Annotated in this window: 25 protein-coding genes and 2 pseudogenes; 11 read left to right on the top strand and 16 right to left on the bottom strand. The window is 39.9% G+C overall.

The window, feature by feature from the left end; genetic code table 11:
- Positions 1 to 8 precede the first annotated feature (8 nt).
- On the top strand, positions 9 to 689 hold the full coding sequence (locus OIZ54_RS05795) for a hypothetical protein (protein WP_264389959.1): 681 nt from the start codon (positions 9 to 11) through the stop codon (positions 687 to 689).
- 44 nt (positions 690 to 733) lie between these two features.
- Here the strand turns inward: OIZ54_RS05795 and OIZ54_RS05790 are convergent, their stop codons facing one another.
- Positions 734 to 1,066, bottom strand: coding sequence for a gamma-glutamylcyclotransferase (locus tag OIZ54_RS05790; RefSeq protein WP_248532907.1), 333 nt, complete (start codon positions 1,064 to 1,066; stop codon positions 734 to 736).
- A gap of 171 nt (positions 1,067 to 1,237) precedes the next feature.
- Here OIZ54_RS05790 and OIZ54_RS05785 point away from each other — a divergent pair, with 171 nt between their 5' ends.
- Positions 1,238 to 2,212: a transposase gene (locus tag OIZ54_RS05785; RefSeq protein WP_264389958.1), complete on the top strand. Its 975-nt coding sequence runs from the start codon at positions 1,238 to 1,240 to the stop codon at positions 2,210 to 2,212.
- Between the two features lie 613 nt (positions 2,213 to 2,825).
- A complete protein-coding gene (locus OIZ54_RS05780) occupies positions 2,826 to 2,975 on the top strand; it encodes a hypothetical protein (RefSeq protein WP_264389957.1) in 150 nt (49 codons plus the stop codon).
- On the opposite strand, the gene OIZ54_RS05775 is transcribed toward OIZ54_RS05780, so the two are convergent.
- On the bottom strand, positions 2,953 to 3,807 hold the full coding sequence (locus OIZ54_RS05775; protein WP_264389956.1) for an MFS transporter: 855 nt from the start codon (positions 3,805 to 3,807) through the stop codon (positions 2,953 to 2,955). The two genes, OIZ54_RS05780 and OIZ54_RS05775, sit on opposite strands and share 23 nt — an antisense overlap.
- 150 nt (positions 3,808 to 3,957) lie before the next feature.
- On the bottom strand, positions 3,958 to 4,887 hold the full coding sequence (gene gcvA, locus OIZ54_RS05770; protein WP_248462087.1) for a transcriptional regulator GcvA: 930 nt from the start codon (positions 4,885 to 4,887) through the stop codon (positions 3,958 to 3,960).
- 169 nt (positions 4,888 to 5,056) lie between these two features.
- Here gcvA and OIZ54_RS05765 point away from each other — a divergent pair, with 169 nt between their 5' ends.
- The 3 genes from OIZ54_RS05765 (at position 5,057) to OIZ54_RS05755 (ending at position 7,696) form a co-directional block, all read left to right on the top strand.
- Positions 5,057 to 5,830: an SDR family NAD(P)-dependent oxidoreductase gene (locus OIZ54_RS05765; protein ID WP_248532912.1), complete on the top strand. Its 774-nt coding sequence runs from the start codon at positions 5,057 to 5,059 to the stop codon at positions 5,828 to 5,830.
- Between the two features lie 84 nt (positions 5,831 to 5,914).
- Positions 5,915 to 6,589, top strand: a complete 675-nt coding sequence (locus OIZ54_RS05760) for a cupin domain-containing protein (RefSeq protein ID WP_264389955.1) — start codon at positions 5,915 to 5,917, stop codon at positions 6,587 to 6,589.
- Between the two features lie 3 nt (positions 6,590 to 6,592).
- Entirely contained in the window at positions 6,593 to 7,696 is a 1,104-nt protein-coding gene (locus OIZ54_RS05755) for a flavin monoamine oxidase family protein (RefSeq protein WP_055254279.1), read from the top strand.
- A 117-nt stretch (positions 7,697 to 7,813) separates the two neighbouring features.
- Here OIZ54_RS05755 and OIZ54_RS05750 read toward each other — a convergent pair whose 3' ends face one another.
- Both OIZ54_RS05750 and OIZ54_RS05745 read right to left on the bottom strand, forming a co-directional pair.
- Positions 7,814 to 8,332: a hypothetical protein gene (locus OIZ54_RS05750; protein ID WP_054982021.1), complete on the bottom strand. Its 519-nt coding sequence runs from the start codon at positions 8,330 to 8,332 to the stop codon at positions 7,814 to 7,816.
- A 27-nt stretch (positions 8,333 to 8,359) separates the two neighbouring features.
- A complete protein-coding gene (locus tag OIZ54_RS05745; protein WP_054982020.1) occupies positions 8,360 to 8,602 on the bottom strand; it encodes a hypothetical protein in 243 nt (80 codons plus the stop codon).
- A 108-nt stretch (positions 8,603 to 8,710) separates the two neighbouring features.
- On the opposite strand from OIZ54_RS05745, the gene OIZ54_RS05740 reads away from it, so the two are divergent.
- Positions 8,711 to 9,619, top strand: coding sequence for a LysR family transcriptional regulator (locus OIZ54_RS05740; protein WP_054982019.1), 909 nt, complete (start codon positions 8,711 to 8,713; stop codon positions 9,617 to 9,619).
- A gap of 119 nt (positions 9,620 to 9,738) precedes the next feature.
- On the opposite strand, the gene OIZ54_RS05735 is transcribed toward OIZ54_RS05740, so the two are convergent.
- From OIZ54_RS05735 to OIZ54_RS05725, 3 genes are all read right to left on the bottom strand, one after another.
- Positions 9,739 to 9,981 (bottom strand): hypothetical protein, encoded by a 243-nt coding sequence (locus tag OIZ54_RS05735; RefSeq protein WP_054982018.1) that lies wholly within the window; start codon positions 9,979 to 9,981, stop codon positions 9,739 to 9,741.
- A 191-nt stretch (positions 9,982 to 10,172) separates the two neighbouring features.
- Positions 10,173 to 10,904, bottom strand: a complete 732-nt coding sequence (locus OIZ54_RS05730; protein WP_054982017.1) for an SDR family oxidoreductase — start codon at positions 10,902 to 10,904, stop codon at positions 10,173 to 10,175.
- A gap of 109 nt (positions 10,905 to 11,013) precedes the next feature.
- Positions 11,014 to 11,565 carry a carboxymuconolactone decarboxylase family protein gene (locus OIZ54_RS05725; RefSeq protein WP_054982016.1) on the bottom strand — a complete coding sequence of 184 codons (552 nt, stop codon included), beginning with the start codon at positions 11,563 to 11,565 and terminating at the stop codon, positions 11,014 to 11,016.
- Between the two features lie 300 nt (positions 11,566 to 11,865).
- On the opposite strand from OIZ54_RS05725, the gene OIZ54_RS05720 reads away from it, so the two are divergent.
- Positions 11,866 to 12,450, top strand: coding sequence for a TetR/AcrR family transcriptional regulator (locus tag OIZ54_RS05720; RefSeq protein WP_054982015.1), 585 nt, complete (start codon positions 11,866 to 11,868; stop codon positions 12,448 to 12,450).
- Positions 12,451 to 12,701: 251 nt separating this feature from the next.
- On the opposite strand, the gene OIZ54_RS05715 is transcribed toward OIZ54_RS05720, so the two are convergent.
- A complete protein-coding gene (locus tag OIZ54_RS05715) occupies positions 12,702 to 13,586 on the bottom strand; it encodes a LysR family transcriptional regulator (protein ID WP_264389954.1) in 885 nt (294 codons plus the stop codon).
- Between the two features lie 166 nt (positions 13,587 to 13,752).
- Between OIZ54_RS05715 and OIZ54_RS05710 the strand changes: the two genes are divergently transcribed.
- Together OIZ54_RS05710 and OIZ54_RS05705 are read left to right on the top strand one after the other, a co-directional pair.
- A complete protein-coding gene (locus tag OIZ54_RS05710) occupies positions 13,753 to 14,235 on the top strand; it encodes a DUF2938 domain-containing protein (protein ID WP_054982013.1) in 483 nt (160 codons plus the stop codon).
- Between the two features lie 21 nt (positions 14,236 to 14,256).
- Positions 14,257 to 14,667, top strand: a complete 411-nt coding sequence (locus OIZ54_RS05705; RefSeq protein WP_248443637.1) for a disulfide bond formation protein B — start codon at positions 14,257 to 14,259, stop codon at positions 14,665 to 14,667.
- A 128-nt stretch (positions 14,668 to 14,795) separates the two neighbouring features.
- Here the strand turns inward: OIZ54_RS05705 and OIZ54_RS05700 are convergent, their stop codons facing one another.
- The 7 genes and pseudogenes from OIZ54_RS05700 to OIZ54_RS05670 all read right to left on the bottom strand — a co-directional run bounded on the left by OIZ54_RS05700 (position 14,796) and on the right by OIZ54_RS05670 (position 19,203).
- Positions 14,796 to 15,386 carry a TetR/AcrR family transcriptional regulator gene (locus tag OIZ54_RS05700; RefSeq protein ID WP_054982011.1) on the bottom strand — a complete coding sequence of 197 codons (591 nt, stop codon included), beginning with the start codon at positions 15,384 to 15,386 and terminating at the stop codon, positions 14,796 to 14,798.
- Positions 15,387 to 15,512: 126 nt separating this feature from the next.
- Positions 15,513 to 16,463, bottom strand: coding sequence for a thioredoxin-disulfide reductase (gene trxB / locus OIZ54_RS05695; protein ID WP_264389953.1), 951 nt, complete (start codon positions 16,461 to 16,463; stop codon positions 15,513 to 15,515).
- Positions 16,464 to 16,482: 19 nt separating this feature from the next.
- Positions 16,483 to 16,806 carry a thioredoxin family protein gene (locus tag OIZ54_RS05690; protein WP_064385909.1) on the bottom strand — a complete coding sequence of 108 codons (324 nt, stop codon included), beginning with the start codon at positions 16,804 to 16,806 and terminating at the stop codon, positions 16,483 to 16,485.
- Between the two features lie 544 nt (positions 16,807 to 17,350).
- On the bottom strand, positions 17,351 to 17,839 hold the full coding sequence (locus OIZ54_RS05685) for a GNAT family N-acetyltransferase (protein ID WP_264389952.1): 489 nt from the start codon (positions 17,837 to 17,839) through the stop codon (positions 17,351 to 17,353).
- A 57-nt stretch (positions 17,840 to 17,896) separates the two neighbouring features.
- Positions 17,897 to 18,100: pseudogene (locus OIZ54_RS05680) on the bottom strand (GNAT family N-acetyltransferase); the annotation flags it as partial.
- Between the two features lie 154 nt (positions 18,101 to 18,254).
- Positions 18,255 to 18,503: pseudogene (locus OIZ54_RS05675) on the bottom strand (GNAT family N-acetyltransferase); the annotation flags it as partial.
- Between the two features lie 199 nt (positions 18,504 to 18,702).
- Complete coding sequence (locus OIZ54_RS05670; protein WP_054982007.1) at positions 18,703 to 19,203, bottom strand: lactoylglutathione lyase family protein; 501 nt, start codon at positions 19,201 to 19,203, stop codon at positions 18,703 to 18,705.
- 101 nt (positions 19,204 to 19,304) lie between these two features.
- Here OIZ54_RS05670 and OIZ54_RS05665 point away from each other — a divergent pair, with 101 nt between their 5' ends.
- On the top strand, positions 19,305 to 20,174 hold the full coding sequence (locus OIZ54_RS05665) for a LysR family transcriptional regulator (RefSeq protein WP_054982006.1): 870 nt from the start codon (positions 19,305 to 19,307) through the stop codon (positions 20,172 to 20,174).
- The last annotated feature ends 27 nt before the right edge of the window (positions 20,175 to 20,201 follow it).

Raw genomic sequence — 20,201 nt, 5'->3', positions numbered from 1 at the left:
GCATTAACATGAAACACATACTGCTAATTTTTATTTTATTCTCAAGCGCAGCACTAGCAAGCGACCCTCAGCACAAGGCACACAACACACATAAAGCCCACAGCTATGTGGGGTTTCATGGCATGGCGCTTATCTTAGCCGGCGATAAAGTACTTGCCAGCCACATGCCTTTATACGCCCCCCCACACAACTACCAAATAGTGTACGAAGTAACTACAGATGACACCCATCTTAAAATAATCAAAAAAGCACTGAACGAGGCACCAAACAAACAAACTCAGCTCACCATTTTACCAACCAAATTTGATTTAAATTTATTAATAAATAAGCAGACACCCACTTTAAATACTACTGTGTTTACTGGCCATTTTGAGCGCGGAGGTACGGCTTTGTTTTCGACAAAGCTGACCTTTAAAAATCCGTTATATGTAAAAAAGATCGCTATAACACAACCTGAAAAAGAAGAGTTTGATTTAATAAAGGTTTCAGCAGAGCAGGGGGTGGTGATTCATAAAATACACAGTAAACCAAGCTATGACTCACTCAGTTTAGTAGCACTAACTAACGGAAAATATAATGGCCAGTTAAAATGTGATGCGCCAGTAACCACAGCGCTTTCAAGTAAGCTAAAGGCCTGTTTTAAAAGCGCTCCAAGCTATTTAGAAACTCGCGATTTTGCAGTTAATTAAAAAATTTTAGCAGCGCTTTAGCTTAAAAAGCGCTGCTATATAGATTACTTAACGTTAAGAGCATATACATTTGCCAGAACGTATTCGCCGTTTAACAATTTTATTTGCGTTAAAATGCGTGAGTACGCATCGCCTTCAAATTCATCGAGCACATGCCAATGATCTTTTAAATTAGTTGAGCTAAACACATAGCCATTTATCTCTTGGCCTGTTTCGTCTAATACCAGTGCAGGAAAGCCCATTTTGGCGCCCCAGCCCTCGTTAATTAAATTGCCAACCACACTGCCTTGCTCAAATGTACCGCCAATATTGGCAAGAATATGCTCGTTCGGATGCCCTGGGCACAAGGTACCATAAACAAATAACGCTTCTAACACGTAAACTCCTAAATTAGGCTAATGATTATGTTTAGCTAAGCTAAAGCTTAACTAAATATGAAAAAAATCCCGAGTGAAATTTTACTCTTACAATGACACCCACCTTTATTTTTGCACTTTACGCAATAAGCATCTACTTTTTTAATTGGTTCATCAAAAGCTAGGTGCTACATGGCTATTGCAAGAAAACGCCAAATCAGTTTGGCAGATACAAAATATTATCACTGTATTTCGCGCTGTGTACGCCATGCCTATCTATGCGGCGAGGATTCATTAACGGGTAAATCCTACGAACATCGAAGGAGCTGGGTAGAGCAAAAGCTATTTAGCCTCGCTAAAATATTTTGTATTGATATATGTGCTTACGCAGTTATGAGCAATCACACCCATATTGTGCTTTATGTTGATGATAAAAAAGCGAATAGATTAAATGACAAAGCCATAGTGCTGCGCTGGCATAAGCTTTGTAAAGGCACACCCCTTACACAAAAATTTTTACAAGGTGAGGCGCTTAGCAGTACAGAGCGATACTTTTTAAGCCAAACTATTATTCAATACAGAGAAAGGTTATCTAGCATTAGCTGGTTTATGCGCGTTTTAAACGAACACATTGCTCGTAAAGCAAATAAAGAAGACAAATGCACAGGCCGATTTTGGGAAGGGCGATTTAAATCACAAGCTCTTCTTGATGAGGCAGCCCTTGCAGCTTGTATGGCTTACGTTGATTTAAACCCAATAAGAGCAAAAGTAGCTAAAACCCCCGAGTGCTCAAACTTCACCAGCGTGCAAAAGCGCATTCAGGGCGCTAAAAACGCAAAGCAACCCAAACAACTTTTAATATTTGCAGGTAAACCCTGTAAATTTATGCCTAAAGGTTTACCGTTCGAGCTTAAATATTACCTAGAATTAGTTGAGCTTACGGGGAGTATTATTCGCGATGACAAACCTGGGTTTATTGAAAACACTCAGCTCCCTTTATTAGAAAGAGTAAACATAGCACCAGAGAACTGGTTAAAACTCACAAAAGACTTTACACGCGTATTTCATGGCGCTGTAGGTAAGCCGCAATCACATGTAAGTTACTGCGAGCATTTAAATAAAAAGCGACGAGTTAATTTTAGTAATTGCGAAAAGCTACTAGCCTAAAAAACCCTTCTTTCATTTAAAAAACAGCCTAAATGCTGGTTTCAGCGTGCCCTAAATTTAGTTAACTACATAAATAGCAGCACATTTTTAAAATAACCGCAGTATATACCTTTTAATATGCCTTAAGCTTACGTGTTTTTAAATTAGGCATTTAATTAAGTCGATTTTTTGAAATAATTAAAGTGGGTGTCATCTTAAATAAATTATATTCTTGTGAAGAATTTAAGATGGGTGTCATTTTAATTTAAAAAACAGCCTAAATGCTGGTTTCAGCGTGCCCTCAATTTAGTTAACTACATAAATAGCAGCACATTTTTAAAATAACCGCAGTATATGCCTTGAGCTTACATATTTTTAAATTAGCCATTTAATTAAGTCGATTTTTTGAAATAATTAAAGTGGGTGTCATCTTAAATAAATTATATTCTTGTGAAGAATTTAAGATGGGTGTCATTTTAATTGAGTTTATATTTCATATAAAACAGCCTCGCTACAAGAATTAAAAGTAAGGCAATTTTGCCAGCAGCTTAATAACCTTTAGCTTGCTAATAAAAGCGGCTTGTAGGGCAGTTAGTGTGTTTAAGCTTGCTCGCTAAAATTGGCTTGGCATTTTTTGGTTAATATCAAAACAATAACGACCAGTAATAAAGGCAAAAACGACGCCCATAAAACGGTGTGCCAACCGTACGCACTTAATAACCCACCTGATGAAAAAGAGCCTACCGCCATTAAGCCAAACACTATAAAGTCACTAAACGATTGAGCACGGTTTTTTCTTCTGGCTTGTGCGTTTCTAGCACTAATGCGGATGCCCCTAAAAAGCCAAAGTTCCAACCTATGCCTAACAAAATTAATAGCGCGTAAAAGTGATATACACCTTCACCTAAAAAGCCTATAGCTGCTGAAATTGCAGTTAAAATAATACCAAAAACAGAAATACGAGCAGCCTCAAAACGTGCAATGAGCTTACCGGTAAAAAAGCTAGGTCCATACATAGCAATAACATGCCACTGCATTCCTAAGTTTGCTGACTCTTGGCTATGCCCGTGCATATGCATTGCCAAAGGTGCCGATGTCATTAAAAAGTTCATCACCATATACGATGCTGCACCACAAATAACCGCGCTTATAAATCGTGGTTGCAAAGCAATTGTTCTCAATGGTCTTCCTGAATATGCTTGATTTGCTAAAGGCTTAGCCAATTTAACGCCAAACAAAATAACACCAGCGAGAGCCGCGCCAATGGCTTGCGCAATAAATGTGGCAGCAAACATTTTGTCTGACCACAGGTGCATGGTATGCGTTACTAACTGCGAGCCAATAATACCTGCAGCTACGCCACCTGCCATAACCATAGAAAGCGCTTGCGGGCGTTTATTTTCGGGCACACCATCGGTTGCAGCAAACCGAAATGACAAGGCCACTGCCGCATAAGCGCCGCCCAATAGCGCAGACAAACAGTACAACCAAAAGCTGTCTATATACAACGCAATAGTCGCTAATAGTCCGGTTAAAACACCCGCGCCAGTGCCTGCCATAAAGGCTGCACGCCGGCCATATTTTCGTGCTAATTCACCGGCGGGTAAAACACACAACGCCATTCCTAAAACAAAAATAGAAACAGGTAAAGTGGCTAACTTGGAGCGAAAGCTTACGGGGGATGAACGTACTTAACCACAGAGATTATCTTTTACCATGGTAAATATTTTCTTTATTGCTGTATTTTATCAAAGTACTCCTGAGCTTTAATCTCTTTTAGCCCACGGGTTTTCTACCTCTTTAAACAGCCATTCTTTAAATGCGTGTATTCTTGGCAGTTCAGCAGATTCGGGGCGGTAAATAACGTAATACGCCAATGGTGATTCAAAATAAATATTAGGGAACAACCTGACTAATCGCCCTGCGGCTAGGTCATCTTTAGCCATTACACTGCGCGCTAAAGCCACACCGTGGCCGTCAATAGCTGATTGCAATACAGCCGCTGAGTTATTTATTTGAATGCTTTTAGTGGTTAAAGGGCCTGTTACTCCGGCTTTTTTTAACCACGCCGACCAAGACGGAAAACCCGTATGGTCATCCATTGATTGATCGTGTATTAGGGTTTCGTTCAATAATTTATCTATGGTGTTTAAGCGGTTTGAGTCTTCTAAAAACTTAGGTGAGCATACAGGGTATACCTCTTCATCCATTAGTTTTTCTGCGTTCAAGCCTTGCCAAGTGCCTACACCAAAGCGTATTCCTATATCTATACGCTGCTCAGTAAAATCAACAGGTTTTAAATTAGTATTTAAATTTACACTGGTTTGCGAGCATATCTCTTGAAAGAAATGCAACCTAGGTAATAACCACTTGGCGGCAAATGCGGGGCTTACTGCCACTGTTAACGCGCCACTTATGGCGTTGTCTTTTAAAATGTCTAGCCCTTGGGCAAGTTTATCAAAGCCTTCGCGTATTAGTGGCAGGGCACTTTGCGCGGTTTCGGTGGTTACTAGCCGTGTTTTACCTGAGCTCATTCTATGAAACAGCGGCGTGTCGAGCCACTCTTCTAATGTTTTTACCAGCTGTCCAACGGCTGCAGGCGTTACATTTAGCTCTTCAGCTGCCGCTGAAAAACTTTGGTGCCTTGCGCTGGCTTCAAACGCTTTTAATGCATTGAGGTGTATAGGAGATTTCATGCGATAAACTTTTTCTTTACTGATGATTCAGATTATCTCGTTTGTTAAAGCAAGTAAATAAGTAAAAAATACCTCCCAAGCCAAACAGCAAGTTACTTGTTATTAGGCAACTCAATACTTTTTATTTATATAACAAATACAGCGCATAGTGGCGCTTGGAGAAATAATCATGACTAAGCAATTTTCAGGTAAAAAATTACTCGTTATTGGTGGTACTAGCGGAATGGGTTTTGAAACGGCTCGATTAATTTTAGAGCAAGGCGGCCAAGCTGTCATTGTTGGGCACCGTAAAGAAAAAGCCCAAGCAGCAAAAGAGCAGTTATCAGCTTTAGGAACAGTTGAGGTGTTAACCGCTGATTTAACCAGCGATGAAGGCGTGAAAAACTTAATTAACACACTTTCACAAGACCACGCAGACGTGGATTTACTGGTAAATGCGGCCGGTGTGTTTTTCCCTAAACCATTTTTAGAGCACGAAGCGGCTGATTACGATCAGTACATGCAAATTAACCGCGCACTATTTTTTATTACACAAAAAGTAGCCGCTAATTTAGTGGCAGCAAAACGCGCAGGCGCCATTGTAAATGTGGGTTCTATGTGGGGTAAGCAAGCTATTGCTGCTACACCATCGTCGGCATATTCAATGGCTAAAGCGGGCTTACATGCGCTAACTCAACATTTAGCAATGGAATTAGCCGCGCACAACATTCGCGTTAATGCAGTATCGCCAGCGGTTGTACAAACGCCAATTTACGAAGGTTTTATTCCTAAAGCACAAGTAAACGATGCCCTGCAAGGCTTTAACAGCTTTCACCCAATTGGCCGTGTAGGTACAAGCGAAGATGTCGCCAATACCATTGCGTTTTTACTCAGCGACAAAGCCGCTTGGGTCACAGGTGCAGTATGGGATGTTGACGGCGGTGTAATGGCTGGTCGTAATTAATACGTAATTTTAAAGCCCTCGATGGGCGCAAATTTATAGAGCAATAACTTATGTTATTGCTCTTATTTTATTTAGGTTGGACAAATGCGAGTCGATTCAGATTTTTCACAACAAGCTTCTATGCTAGCAAGTCAATATAGTTGGCAAACATCACCTCAGGCGGGTGTTGAGCGGGTAATGCTCGACAGAATAGGCGCTGAAAAAGCCAGAGCAACTAGCGTAGTACGCTACGCGCCTGAGTCTACTTTTCCAAGCCATGCTCACCCCGGTGGTGAAGAAATATTGGTACTTTCGGGCACTTTTTCAGATGAGTCGGGCGACTACCCACAAGGCTTTTATTTACGAAACCCGCCAGGGTCTTCACATGCACCTAAAAGTAAAAGTGGCGCAACCATTTTTGTAAAGCTGTGGCAAATGTGCGTAACAGAAACCACCTCAGTGCGCATAAATACACACGATCCGGCTACGTGGATAACCCAAAATAGCCGCCTAATATGCCCGCTTTATCAAGATGATAACGAAGTAACTAAACTGGTAAAGTTAACCCCGCAACAGCCCCTATTTGATAACCTAAAAGCACATAATGCCTTAGAGCTATTTGTACTGGGCGGCAGCGTAATACACAACGAGGTTGAATATACAAAAGGAAGCTGGCTAAGGCTGCCAAGCACGAGTAAAGCGTTAATATCTGCGGGAAATAACAGCGCTACAATTTACCTAAAAGTAGGTAATTTTATAAACATAGGCTGTGGAGGCTAAATAATGCGTACAAAAATTGCGATTATAGGCGGTGGGCTAAGCGGCGTGTATGCAGCTTACCAGTTAGAGCAATGCGGCATTACCGATTACATATTGCTTGAAGCCAGAGACCAATTAGGTGGCCGTATTATGGACTTTACAAGCCTGTCGCAAGCGACAACAAATAGCTTTGATCTTGGCCCAACATGGTTTTGGCCAGAGTTTCAGCCGCAATTAAATGCCATTATTAAAACCCTAAACCTAGAAACATTTGCCCAGTACGAGCAAGGCAATACGTTAGTAGAGCGCTCACATACACAACCGCCCACAGCAATACCCGGTTATACGCATGCGCCTACGTCTATGCGGTTAAAAGGTGGCATGGGCACCCTTATTAATGCCTTACATGCAAAGCTTAGCAACAAACACATAGTGACCGGCGCTTTGGTTAAAACAATTACCCACCAACACGGTAATATTGAAGTTAACTTTAGCACCTCAAAGACAACCGATCATAAAGTAAACGTTGAGCACGTAATGCTTGCGCTACCACCACGCTTAGCCGCAAGCCAAATAACATTTACCCCCGCATTGCCAAGCGATTTAGTAACGCAGTGGCAAAATACCGCAACCTGGATGGCACCCCACGCTAAGTATATTGCAGTGTACGATACGCCATTTTGGCGTAAGCGAACGCTCTCGGGCAGCGCCCGCAGCAGTGTTGGGCCAATGGCAGAAATACACGATGCATCAAATCCACAAGGCCAAGCGGCATTATTTGGTTTTATTGGTATACCCGCCGATGATCGAAAACGCATTAGTAATGAAGATTTAATCACCCATTGCAGAGCGCAATTAGTCAGGCTTTTTGGCACACAAGCCGCTACACCCAAAGCCGATATTATTAAAGACTGGGCACAAGACCCACTCACCGCAACACATTTAGATACACATGCGGCTAATACGCATACCCCAGCACCTTACATAACCGCGCAAAATGGCCCATGGCATCAAAATTTAGTCGGTATTGGCAGTGAATGGTCAGTGCAATTTCCGGGCTACGTTGCCGGTGCGGTTGATGCGGCAAATATAGGTGTTGAGCATTATTTAAAAAAGGTTAAAGCATGATGTGTAGAGGCTGAGGTTTGAGCTTAGTGCTTTAATGGATAGCTCATAACGGCAGCTGATGGGCGGTTATGAGCGTTCAAGAAACAGCCATCATTATAGTGATTTAAACAGATTAACTTATTCGTTTTTAAACTTCCTAAATATCCACACATTCAGCCCAATTAGCAACATAACAATTAATGTTAGAATTGGAGGCTTTGATTGTAATGGTAAAAACTCAGCAGTTACCTCTGGAATCATGTGAACATACACTGCGACAAACATAATAGATAGCGCTAATAGTGATGAGCAATAAAATACTTTTCTTATTATATTTTTTGTTAGAACCTTGGATAAAGTAAGCACAATCAAAAACCCTAAACCTGCTGAAATTTCACCTAATTGACCAGCCCACCTAGCTATCTCGGGTAATGGCAGTCCACTCAAAGCTATTTGTTTAGTAAACATAGTATTGAACGGCTCAAAGAACTTTACTGTGCCAGCCATAATTAAAAAAATAGCTAACAAGCCGGTTAATAGCTTTTGCATGATGGCCGAAGGGTTCATCGCTGAATGGCGTAACGCCAGCCACATTAACCCGACAATAACGAATACACTCGATATTAGTGATACTTCTAGTAATAATTGTTTCCCCATTTCATTTTTCCTATATTTTATGGTGAATTATTTCTCTTCAGATTCTAATAATACTTTGCTAACAAAAAGCCGAACTGTTGGTGCAACTACAGCTAAAAGCAATAGTGCAGAAGGAATAACTTCTCCTATAGAGTATGACCATGCACTCATAAATGAGACATCGTCAGACACCATTTTCCTGGCCATAATAGCCGTCATGCCCAAAAGCATTGAAGGTAAAACCATTGAGGCTATTAGCGGATATTTAAATTTTTGAGGGAATTTTTTCATATTGGTCACACCTTGAATAATTTAGAGGGCATATTTTAAAGCCTTGCCCTTATTTCAAAAATAGCTATTATTGAAATTTATAAATTCATATTTGAATGATTAGATATTATGGATGCAAAAGAGCTCGGCAATTTATATTGGTTTTGCCTGTCAGTAGAGTGTGGTGGTTACGCCCCGGCTAGTCTTTTAGCTACAGCCTCTGCCCCGACGCTTTCTAGGGCTGTGAGTCAGTTAGAAGAAAAAGTAGGTGAGAAACTCATTCATCGACATGCCAAAAAATTCCAACTCACTAATGCAGGTGAAGAATATTACCGACGCTTTGCTCCTATTTTCAAACAAGTTGATGAACAATGGCTCAACCTTTCTAATACACAGGCAACATTAACGGGTGAGATTTATGTATCGTGTCCAGAGCCTTTCGCTGATTATTTTCTTCAGAATCTAGCAATCGAATTTATGACAGAACATCCCGGTGTTAAAATCCACATTAGTTTCTCTTCTGACACTGAAAACTATATTGATGAACGTATTGATCTCGCGATTGTTACTACACCGAGCAATATACCTACATTAATTCAAAAACCCTTATTTCAAACTGAGCTAGTCTTAGCTGCATCACCCAAATACCTTAAAGCTCAAGGTATTCCCAATAATATAGAGTCATTACTTGAACATAATTTACTTGCAGGAAATACTATACCTTTTTGGGAATTTAAGTACCAAGGTGTAACTACAAAGCTACCTGTAATGGCTAAGTATTCAATAAATAGCCTCCGTTTAATGATTAATGCAGTTAAAGCGGGCATAGGGATAGGCTTGATACCGAAAGAAGTGTTAGAATTTGAAAAAGACGCAGTGCTACAGAGGGTATTGCCCGATGTAGAGTGCCCGAAAGGCAAAGCTTATATTGTATGGAGTGATCGTCAGTTGATTGCTAGTAGGGTGGTCGCATTTAGAGAAAAAATAATTCAAAAAATGGATAAACCATCAGACTTATTTAAATCCATAGTGAGTTAGTTTTGCTAGAACAGATTAAGTGCTAAATACATTAAAAAGATAAGTCTAATAGACCGCTATTGGCTATTATAGTATTGATGACGTTGATAAAAATAAGCGCTTAAAGTCAGTACAACTTCTCATTTTGCTTCTGGCTCTAACAATATTTTCGTCACAAGGAGTTTAATCGTTGGTGCGACAACTAATAATAGCATTATTGCAAAAGGGATAATTTGCTCAATAGAGTTAATCCATGCACTGATAAACGAAGCCTCATCAGGCAGGGTTTTATAGGCCATCACCCCAGACGTTCCTAGCAACATTGAAGATGACACCATAGAAACAGTAAGTGGATATTGATACTTACGCGGAATTTTTTTCATGCTTGCTCCAAGGTGTCATTAAAATTCAGCTTACTGAATAGAAAGTAAATAGCTAAGTCCTAATACAGAAATAATACCAAAGCTTGCCATGGTCCATTTTCTTCTATCTTTCTCTGCTATAACGACAAAAAAAAATAACAGTGCTTGAGAGTAGATAGCCGTATAACCCTTAGCTATTAGCTCAAGATTTACTATGAAAAATCTTTCAAGATAATATTGTCTGCGTAGCTTTGGTAAGCACCTTCAATCATCTTAGCCATATCGTCTGGGAAGAGTAAAAAGTCGCCTTTTTCAAGAGAGTCTATAATGCCTTCAGAGACAGACTCAGCACTTGCTAAGTTATCAAAGCCAGCTCTTTTTCCCATATCTGTTTCAATTGGGCCTGGGTGAACACTAAGTACCTGAACGCCTTTTTCGGCAAATGCGTCTTTCAATCCTTGTGTGATTGAGTAGGATGCAGCTTTAGATGCCGAGTAAGTGGTTTCCTGAAGAAAGTTTTTCATCGATACCACAGAATTCAGTTGGACTAACGCACCTTTATTACGTTCAAGCGCTTTTGCAAAGGCGTTAGCGATACGCACTAAACCATAAACATTAACGTCTATTTCCCTAGCTAAAGACTCAAAAATATTCTCTGCTAAAGGTGTAGTCGACAGCATTATACCTGCGTTGTTAACTACAAGATCGACATCAGTAGCCTCAGCTGCCGCTTTGTTAACTGAGTCGGTGCTTGAAATATCCGTCTGGATAGTTGCTACTTTTTCACCGTATTGCTTTTCTAATGCTTTAGTTGACTCAGGATTGCGCACACCAAGATATACTTTTTTGGCACCGTGTTGCAGAAGTGACTCAACAATGGCTTTACCTATGCCACGATTTGCGCCGGTAACGAAAGCTACTTTGTCTTTAATGATAAAACTCATTTGATATTCCTTTGGTTTAGTATCCGTTGCGATTGCTAAAGTTTTATCGCAACGGAAAATTGATTAGGCTGTAATACAGTATTTACTATAACTGTGCAGTTATAACTCGTTACTTTTTAGTCCATTCAAATTTATTAAACATTGAATCTACTGGTGTTTCAGCAATGTGGTTTACATAGTTGCTGATCACTTTTTGTGATAACCCAAGAATGATTTCTAATACTTGTTGCTGCGCGTAACCTGCGGCAAAGAAAGCATCGACTTGTTCAGGTGTTACGTTGCCGCGTTGGCGTACGATAGCTAGCGTGAAATCTTGAAGCGCTTGTAGTTTCTCTGTTGGCATCGCTTCTTGGTTACGTAACGCCTCAGTTAAAGCGGCATCAACTTTCATTGAGTGTGCAATACCAGTATGAGCTGGCACACAATAATGACACTCATGCTCAACGTTAATTGTTTGCCACACTACAGTTAATTCTTCTGCGTTGAATGATGTTGCTGTAAATAACTGATGTAGCTGTGTATAAGCTTTTAATATTTCTGGTGATTCAGCCATTGCTGCATATAAGCCAGGAACAACACCCATTTGCTTTTTAGCGCCCTCTAAAATTGCTTTGCTTTTTTCTGGTGCTGTTTCTACTGTGTGTAATGTAAATTTGCTCATTTTTAATCTCCAATGACATAGGTTGTTTAGGGGTTGTCCCTATATAAAAAGGGAATAAATCTTGAAGCCCCTTAGTTGATGGAGTGAACTATATACACACCTGAACGATCGTTCAAGCTATATTTGAGCGATCGTTCAATTATTTTAAATATGTAAATATAATCTATTGTATTTAAATGGATATTTGTCTTGAAATATTTTTGCTTTATTAGAAGTCACCTCTGCTGAGTTTAACTTTACCTAAAGATAAAATATAACTATAATTGAACGACTGTTCATTTAATGTTTTTAGGTGAAGTTATGGCAAAGACCACAACATTTGATCGCCAAGAAGTGATAGATAAGGCAACCAATCTTTATTGGAAGAAAGGCTTTCATGCAACATCAATGCGAAACTTGCAAGACGCGGTAGACCTTCGCCCCGGTAGCATATACTCAGCATTTGGTAATAAAGATGGTTTATTTAAGGAAGCCTTAGCTAACTATGCTGATATGAGCCTGTCACTATTACAGCAATGTAAAGACGAACATGATTCGCCACTTCATGCACTAAAAGCCTTTATGAAGTTAATAATAGTAGAGTCACAAAATAGTGCTCCAAATGGCATTTGTATGCTGTCAAAAACTATTTCAGAATTAACAGATGAGAATCAAGATTTAATTGATGTAACGAAAGCACATCTAGTTAATATATCCTCAGCATTGGTCAAATTAATTGAAGAAGCACAGACATTAGGTGAGGTGGATAAAAATAAAAATGCTGAAGATCTTGCTACCCATGTACAAATTCAAATAACAGGTTTACGTACTTTTGCTAAAATTAATAAAGACAAAAATAAGGTTAGTGCCATGATAGACGATATTTTTACGCATTATCCTTTTTAATAGGAGTTAAGGGTTAATCATATAGGTCTAAAGGATCAAACCTTGGCGGCCTACAACATGCTCCTGATCCTCTGAAAATGGCACTCTCTAGCTACTCAACAACATTAAATACTGTAATAATTGGCAAAGTATTTTACTGTGTCGGATGGCGCTTCGCTTATCCGACCTACACTGGCATATACCTAACAGCTCAAGTTAATCCCCCAAATTATTAATTCTCTTCACCGCCTTACATTTAACAGCAAAGCCATTTACACATTTGAGCGGGTTGACTCTATAAACCCTTTTACATAATCAAGCTGTAAGTCGTCATCGCGCACGCCTACATTCACGCTTTTTTGCAGCCCTTTATTACCTATGCGAATGCCTTTTATGCCTAAACGGCTTTCGTGCGAAGATACCAGCCACTCGGGTAATGCTGCTACCCCCCGATTGGCAGACACTAATTGCAGCATCATTTCGGTGCTTTCTATGGGTACTCTGCGTCTGGGTTGCACGTTAGCGGGGTCTAAAAATCGGGTATATACATCTAAGCGGTTGTAGCCTACAGGCACGGTATAAAGTATTTGGTCTTCGAGGTCTTGCGCTGTAACAAACGCTTTGTTGTATAACGGGTTTTGCTCGCTCACGACAATACATAAATTGTAGTTAAACACAGACCTAAAGTTTAAGCCCTCTGTATTGACGGGGTCGGGGGTTATTAGCACATCTATTTCGTTGGCTTTTAGCGCTGCTATACCATCAAATCTAAAGGCACTTTTTATTTCTACGTCTACCTCTGGCCATGCTTTTAAAAATTGCTGAATTTTGCCCATTAACCATTGCTCACACGGGTGACACTCCATGCCTATGCGCATGATTCCTCGCCGGCCTTGGGCAAACTCTTGCAGTACGCGCTCGGCGTGCTCAAACTCGGTGACCATTTTGTCTGCAAGTGAAAGTAAATAAAGCCCCGCCTGAGAATACACCAGCGTATTGCCTTTACGGTGCCACAGTTTTACGCCAAATCGGCGCTCTAATTTAGCAATAGTATGGCTCACAGCCGACTGGCTTAAGTTTAAACTCTCGGCCGCGGCGGTCACGCTTTTAAGGCGATTAACCTCTTTAATAATGTGTAGATGATTACGTTCAAGCATTATGATTTATATTCATTCCAAAACTAGTTTTTACCATTAGTGTTCATAACGGTGTTTTGGTAATATTATCACATTACATACTCAAGTCTATGCACTTTGCTGTTGTGCTATGTATACACACCAGCAAAACACCTAGCATTTAACGTATTACCAGGAGATACAGCCTATGTTTAGCGACTCTATCTATACTTTTATATTAATAGGTATAGGGGGCACACTAGTGTTAGATATTTACGCGGGGTTACTCGCTAAGTTTTTTGATTTACCCGCCACAAATTGGCGATTAGTCGGACGCTGGGTAGGTCATATGAAGTCGGGGCAATTTTATCAGCCTGCACTACCTAAGGCCGAAAAAATACCGGGTGAGCTTGCCATTGGTTGGGTTGTACATTACCTAATTGGCATAGCGTACGGGTTAATATTAATGGTGTGTGTAAACACGCAGTGGCTTGATTTGCCAACCATACTACCTACATTACTTGTTTCATGGTTTGGCATAGTTGCCCCCTTTTTTATTATGATGCCAGGCATGGGGGCGGGTATGGCCGGTGCAAAAACACCTAACCCCACCGTTACGCGCATAAAAAGCTTTGTAGGGCACACCATATTTGGCTTAGGCATGTTTTTAACCGCACTGGTTTTAGCATAATTTTAAGTAGGAAAGCAGTACATGAACATTTTAAATTTAAGCACCTATTCTACGCATATAAAAATAGTGGGCTTATTAGCTATTGTTATTTCAATAGCTGCGTGGAGCACAGACTTATTAGGCATAGTGTATGCCTGCCCCTATTGTAGAGTGCAGCGCTCAGTAATAGGCCTGTTAGGCTTATTATTAATAACGCCTGCGGTTACACACTGGATAGGCAAATATTTCGCTTTAGTAATTGGTTTTTTTGGCGCTACAGTGGCTGCTAATCAGCACTTTATGGGCTGGAAAAAAATATCAGCAGGCACCTTTGAATTTAAAGATAACCTGTTAGTTGACCCATTTATTTTATCGGCCTGTGCACTAACAGGTATTATTGGACTTACTTATTTAGCAGTAACAGCCACTAAGTTACCCGCTAAAACGGTTTAATATTAAATACCGTAGCTAAAACCAACAAGGCGCACTTTTTATTAAAAGTGCGCCTTGTTTTTTTATATATAAATTTAATTTAGTTACGTTAAATCTGTTTTTTCTATGCGCTTAAAGCAATCTACTTATTACCACCTATCTAAAAATAACTCACAGGCTTCTAAAAGCTTTTCCCGTGCAATGCCGTCTCTTGATTGAATAGAAAGGCCATTAATAAAGGTATCTAAAATTAGCATAAATTGCTCTACGGGCATTTCTTGTTGCCACTCTTGCTGGGCTGTTCCGCGCTCTATGCATTTTACAAGCGCTTTACGAATGTCGTTACGTACCGACAGTGCCATTTGCTCAACTTCTTTATTTTCGTCGCCGCAGTTTAAGCCAGATAAAACAATCATGCAGCCAGAAGGTTGCTTAGTTGAGGTTTGCATATGAATGGTTTTAAACACCATGTTTTTAATCGCTGCTTTTGCAGGAACCGACTCGTTTTCTAGCTCCGAAAAGGTCTCTCCACAGGTGCTGGTATAAAGTGCTAAACATTCACTGTATAGAGCTTGCTTTGAGCCAAATGCTGCGTAAAAACTCGCAGATGAAATATTGCCTAACACTTTGCGTAGCTCAGCTAAAGAAGTGGATTCGTAGCCTTTTTGCCAAAATAAATCCATTGCACTTTTTATTGCATCTTCACGGTTAAACTGGCGTGGGCGTCCGGTTCGGGCCATATAAATTACCTCAAGTAAGTAAATTTTAAATAAGTGTATTGTTAGTTAAAACACTCAAGCCCGAAATACTAAGTATTGTCGGGCATTGTGCTGATCATATCATAAGTTTTAAATACAGTTGCTGTGCTAAGCACCTAAGCGAGTAAAGTATTGCTCTACATCTAATGCTGCTTTACACCCAGAACCTGCAGATGTAATTGCCTGCCTATAATGGTTATCGCTTACATCACCTGCGGCAAATACGCCGGGAATATTAGTTAATGTTTCACCATTTTCAAACCCAGAATACACATTAATGTAGCCATCGCGCATATCAAGCTGATCTTTAAAAATATGTGTATTAGGCTGATGCCCAATGGCAATAAACACGCCATTAACGCTCAGTGTTTCTCTATTGTGCTCCGGTAACGTTGATTTAATAGTAATTCCTGTAACGCCGTTAGCGTCACCCACTATTTCATCAACCTGGTTATTCCACTTAATGGTTACTTTACCTTCCGCTACTTTATCAAATAGGCGCTGTTGTAAAACCTTTTCGGCACTGAGTGAATCACGACGGTGAATAAGCGTAACGTGCGAGGCAATATTAGCTAAATATAAAGCCTCTTCAACTGCGGTATTACCACCGCCAACCACAGCTACGCTTTGGTTTTTATAAAAAAAGCCATCGCAGGTTGCACACGCCGATACACCCTTACCTTTAAACTCGGTTTCGCTTGGTAGGCCAAGGTACTTTACCGATGCGCCCGTAGAAATAATTAACGCATCAGCTGTGTAAGTTTGCTGCCCTTTAAGTACAAATGGCCTTTGCTGCAGGTCAACATGTGTGATGTAGTCATGCACTATTTCGGTATCAAAGTTTTCGGCATGTTCTTTAAACTGTCTCATCAGTTGTGGCCCCTGAATACCCGTTGGGTATCCTGGCCAATTTTCAACATCAGTTGTTGTTGTGAGTTGCCCACCCACTTCAAGGCCAGTAATTAGTAATGGTTCAAGGTTTGCTCTAGCTGCATAAATAGCGGCAGTGTAACCAGCAGGCCCTGAACCCAAAATTATCAACTTTCGATGTGTGCTCATTTATCACCTCTTTGGCGTACTAATCTTTTAAAATTAGCGCTTGTAGCTCTGGCGCAGGCATCATACCTACAGAGCGATTTATTTCTTTACCGTTTTTAAATACAACAACAGTAGGAATACTTCTTACCGCTAATTTGCCTGCAACTGATGGAAAATCATCAATATTAAGCTCACCCATAATAATATTTTCATCAGCGAGGTTATCGGCTACTTGCTCGTAAATAGGCGACATCATTTGGCATGGAGCACACCACTCAGCCCATAGTCTTACAACTAATTTGGCGTCTTTTTTGTTTAGCGATTCGAAGTTTTCATCATTTAATTTAATTACTTGGTTAGTCATTTTTGGCTCCTAGTTAAAAGTAAAAATCGACCCACAGTGACACACCTATATTTCGCCTAACAGGTTATTTATATATGCAAACTACGCATAATAAATATCAGAGCTATAAACGTGTTTTAAAAAGATGCTATTTAAAATAAGAGGAACAAACTCTTAAAAATATCAACTTAAAACACATTACCCATAACACTTGTGGATCGATTGATCCGAAATTTACACTCAAGAATCGCGAGTGTCAACAACTTATAGAACACTCATTCCACAAATAAGTAAGATTAACACTCAAAAAGCCGCACTCATAAATTAATTTGAAGCGACTTTGTTTTTATTTTTTAAATTAAAGCAATAGGTTATAAAGTAAAAAAACAACGCAGCTAGGAGCTGAAATTTAAAATAATTAATTTATGGTTTTTGAGAAAAGAGTAGGGAAGGTGAGCAATATACATTCTGAGGTTGTGAGTTATTCTTAAATAATTTGAATAATAAATGCGATTTAAAAGCATAATAATGAACGCACATTGTATTTATTATGCTATTTGAAGGTTTAGAGGCCTACAACGGCGCTGCGCCTTTCCATTAAAGTTACATTGCGCCATACGCCATGCAGTTGGCCTAATTTTTCTCGGTTTCCAACTTGCCTAAAACCATTACGAGTATGTAGTGTAATGCTGCTTATGTTTTCAGGGAATATACTGGCTTGTAGCATCCATATACCGTTTTTTTCTGATTCTTTAATGAGTGCACAAAGTAATGCGTGCCCCAAGCCTTTACCTTGGGCTTGGTTTGCAACATATACACTTACCTCGGCAACGCCCGAGTAAACCTCACGGCTAGAAACCGCAGATAACCCGGCCCAGCCAAGCACCTTTTCATCCTCAACTGCAACAAGACGGCAACAGTTGAGCATAGAACTATTCCATTGTTCCCAATTTTTAGCTTTAGTTTGAAAGGTCGCGTTGCCGGTATCAATGCCTTGCTGATAAATATTTTGAACGGCTAAAAAGTCGTTCTCTACAAATGGCCTTATGATCACAGTATTTCCTTACAACTATTATTACTCTCTAAAATTAGCGGCTTACTTATAAATGAGTTAACGGCTAATTTTAATTACCGCTAACATATCGTCTTCGTCCTCATCGAGGCCAACTTCCTCAAACCCAAAACTTGAATAAAAATCTTTAGCTATTGGGTTTTGCGGGTTATAACAAATCTCGATTTGTTCAAGCTTAGAAATCGTTTTAATCTCTTCAATTGCCATAGCCAGTGCTTTGCGCCCAATGCCTTTATTTTGATAATACCAACTCCATTAAGTATGTGTTCTAAATTTTACGCCGAAAAAACAATTCAGTTCTAGGCGTAAATTGATGTAAATGGTTGTTCCCTTTACGAAATTTAAAACAAAGAAATGGGTTGTTTTAGCAAGTAAAATAGATCAGCTATTTATTGGAGTTGGTATAAGTTTGATCTACCATAAAGCGCCAAATAGAAACCTTTTTAGGGGTTTCTTGTACCCACATAAAAAAGCCAACTGGCAGAGCATTTAGGTAAATCGCTTTACAGGTATACCCGCTATTGTAGTGCGCCTCAACTAACGACCACATATTACACGCTACGTATTCTTCTTGCGTTTTAGCAACCTCTAAATCGCATATGGCTTCATAGTTATCGGCGGTGATGTCTTCCAGTGACAGATTCATGTTTTTCCTTTAGAACAACTTTGTGCAATTAGTAAGCTATCAGTGTATGTACCTATAATCAATCAAATGAAGATATTGATTTTTATACACCCAATATTAGCCAAATTAATAATCTACAAGTCTATTTAAAACAAAAAGGCCGCAGTAAATAAATACTGCGGCCTTTGTTTTTAGCTAAGCTTTTTTAAATTAGCTACGTTTAGTAAGCGCCTGCGCTGTAAATAAGCTCGTAGCTGTGGCTGTAAATCTCAAGGATGTTACCAAACGGGTCTTCCATGTAGATCATGCGGTACGGCTTTTCGCCAGGGTAGTAGTAACGTGGCTCTGGCATACGTTTTTTACCACCTGCAGCAACAATACGCTCCGCTAAGCCTTCCACATCTGGGTCTTGTACACAGAAATGGAAGATACCGGTTTTCCAGTATTCAAAGTTGTCTTTAGGGTTTTCTTGGTCTTTAAATTCAAAAATTTCTACACCAATACGGTCGCCTGTTGAAAGGTGCGCTATTTTAAATTTTTCCCAATTTGGACCAAATACATCGGTACACATTTCGCCAATGGGGCTGTTATCTTCAGTGATCACGGTAGGCTCCATTATGGTGTACCAGCCCATCACCTTAGTGTAAAACTCTACGGCTTTTTCAACATCAGGTACTGAAATACCAATGTGCGAAAAACTACGTGGATATGTATGACTCATAATGCTTCCTCTTTAACTGTGATTAGTTGATGGAGTTAGTTTACGAACCCGTGCTTATTAAGTAAAATTATCATTAATCATCATTTTGAGTACGTTTTGTAATGATAAACCCGACATGGTTAAACACGTTTTGTACCTTGGTTGAGGTAAATCATTTTACCCAAACCGCCGAGCGCTTATTTATGACCCAATCGGGCGTAAGTCAGCATATTAAAAAGCTAGAGCAGCAAGTAAACTGCGCGCTATTAGAGCGCCACGGCAAACAATTTACCCTTACCGTGCATGGGCAAAATTTGTATCAGCAAGGCAGTTTGTTATTAAAAGAATGGCAATTTTTAGAACAACAATTAAAAGATGACTCGCCCTACAGCGGCCTAGTAAAAATACAATCGCCAGGCAGTTGTGGGCTACAATTTTATAGCCAATTATTAGCATTACAGGCTGAGCATACCGAGCTTAATATTGATTATCGCTTTGCACCTAATACCAGTGTAGAGCAAGCTGTAGCAAACCACAGTGCCGACATAGGCTTTTTAACCCAAGCCCCCACGCTTAGCGAAGTTACCAGCCACAAAATTGGTCAAGAAGCTTTATTATTAGTAACTCCCGCACATATTAAAAACCCAACATGGGAGGTTTTATGTGAGCTTGGCTTTATTGGCCACCCCGATGCAAAACACCATGCGCAGCTATTACTTAGCGAAAACTACAGTGAGTTTGAACATGTTGATCAAATTAAGCGCACGGGGTTTTCTAACCAAATAAGTTTAATACTCGAGCCGGTAAGTTTAGGGCTAGGTTTTACTGTTTTACCTGCCTATGCGGTGGGCGCATTTAATAAACCAGCGCTTATAAAAACGCACCATTTAGCTAATCCAATCAGCGAAAATATTTATGTGTGTCATCATCGTAACAGGCCAATGGCAAAGCGCATGCACACGGTAATTGAGGCAATAAAAGCGGGGAAATAGTTTTTAAAAAGGCAGTACAGCCAGCTT

The organism is Pseudoalteromonas sp. A3 (genome assembly GCF_025942345.1).
In the GTDB taxonomy this organism is placed as follows: domain Bacteria; phylum Pseudomonadota; class Gammaproteobacteria; order Enterobacterales; family Alteromonadaceae; genus Pseudoalteromonas; species Pseudoalteromonas atlantica.
The sequence above is the reverse complement of the archived record's forward strand: the minus strand, read 5'-3'. Positions and strand labels throughout refer to the sequence as shown.

Coding starts and splice junctions, on each gene's coding strand:
- gcvA (WP_248462087.1), bottom strand. CDS start 4,887: ATGAAATCTCCTATACACCTCAATGCATTAAAAGCGTTTGAAGCCAGC.
- trxB (WP_264389953.1), bottom strand. CDS start 16,463: ATGAGCACACATCGAAAGTTGATAATTTTGGGTTCAGGGCCTGCTGGT.
- OIZ54_RS05665 (WP_054982006.1), top strand. CDS start 19,305: ATGATAAACCCGACATGGTTAAACACGTTTTGTACCTTGGTTGAGGTA.
- OIZ54_RS05785 (WP_264389958.1), top strand. CDS start 1,238: ATGGCTATTGCAAGAAAACGCCAAATCAGTTTGGCAGATACAAAATAT.
- OIZ54_RS05740 (WP_054982019.1), top strand. CDS start 8,711: ATGGATGCAAAAGAGCTCGGCAATTTATATTGGTTTTGCCTGTCAGTA.
- OIZ54_RS05710 (WP_054982013.1), top strand. CDS start 13,753: ATGTTTAGCGACTCTATCTATACTTTTATATTAATAGGTATAGGGGGC.
- OIZ54_RS05720 (WP_054982015.1), top strand. CDS start 11,866: ATGGCAAAGACCACAACATTTGATCGCCAAGAAGTGATAGATAAGGCA.
- OIZ54_RS05795 (WP_264389959.1), top strand. CDS start 9: ATGAAACACATACTGCTAATTTTTATTTTATTCTCAAGCGCAGCACTA.
- OIZ54_RS05700 (WP_054982011.1), bottom strand. CDS start 15,386: ATGGCCCGAACCGGACGCCCACGCCAGTTTAACCGTGAAGATGCAATA.
- OIZ54_RS05705 (WP_248443637.1), top strand. CDS start 14,257: ATGAACATTTTAAATTTAAGCACCTATTCTACGCATATAAAAATAGTG.
- OIZ54_RS05715 (WP_264389954.1), bottom strand. CDS start 13,586: ATGCTTGAACGTAATCATCTACACATTATTAAAGAGGTTAATCGCCTT.
- OIZ54_RS05730 (WP_054982017.1), bottom strand. CDS start 10,904: ATGAGTTTTATCATTAAAGACAAAGTAGCTTTCGTTACCGGCGCAAAT.
- OIZ54_RS05725 (WP_054982016.1), bottom strand. CDS start 11,565: ATGAGCAAATTTACATTACACACAGTAGAAACAGCACCAGAAAAAAGC.
- OIZ54_RS05690 (WP_064385909.1), bottom strand. CDS start 16,806: ATGACTAACCAAGTAATTAAATTAAATGATGAAAACTTCGAATCGCTA.
- OIZ54_RS05670 (WP_054982007.1), bottom strand. CDS start 19,203: ATGAGTCATACATATCCACGTAGTTTTTCGCACATTGGTATTTCAGTA.
- OIZ54_RS05755 (WP_055254279.1), top strand. CDS start 6,593: ATGCGTACAAAAATTGCGATTATAGGCGGTGGGCTAAGCGGCGTGTAT.
- OIZ54_RS05765 (WP_248532912.1), top strand. CDS start 5,057: ATGACTAAGCAATTTTCAGGTAAAAAATTACTCGTTATTGGTGGTACT.
- OIZ54_RS05760 (WP_264389955.1), top strand. CDS start 5,915: ATGCGAGTCGATTCAGATTTTTCACAACAAGCTTCTATGCTAGCAAGT.
- OIZ54_RS05735 (WP_054982018.1), bottom strand. CDS start 9,981: ATGAAAAAAATTCCGCGTAAGTATCAATATCCACTTACTGTTTCTATG.
- OIZ54_RS05745 (WP_054982020.1), bottom strand. CDS start 8,602: ATGAAAAAATTCCCTCAAAAATTTAAATATCCGCTAATAGCCTCAATG.
- OIZ54_RS05750 (WP_054982021.1), bottom strand. CDS start 8,332: ATGGGGAAACAATTATTACTAGAAGTATCACTAATATCGAGTGTATTC.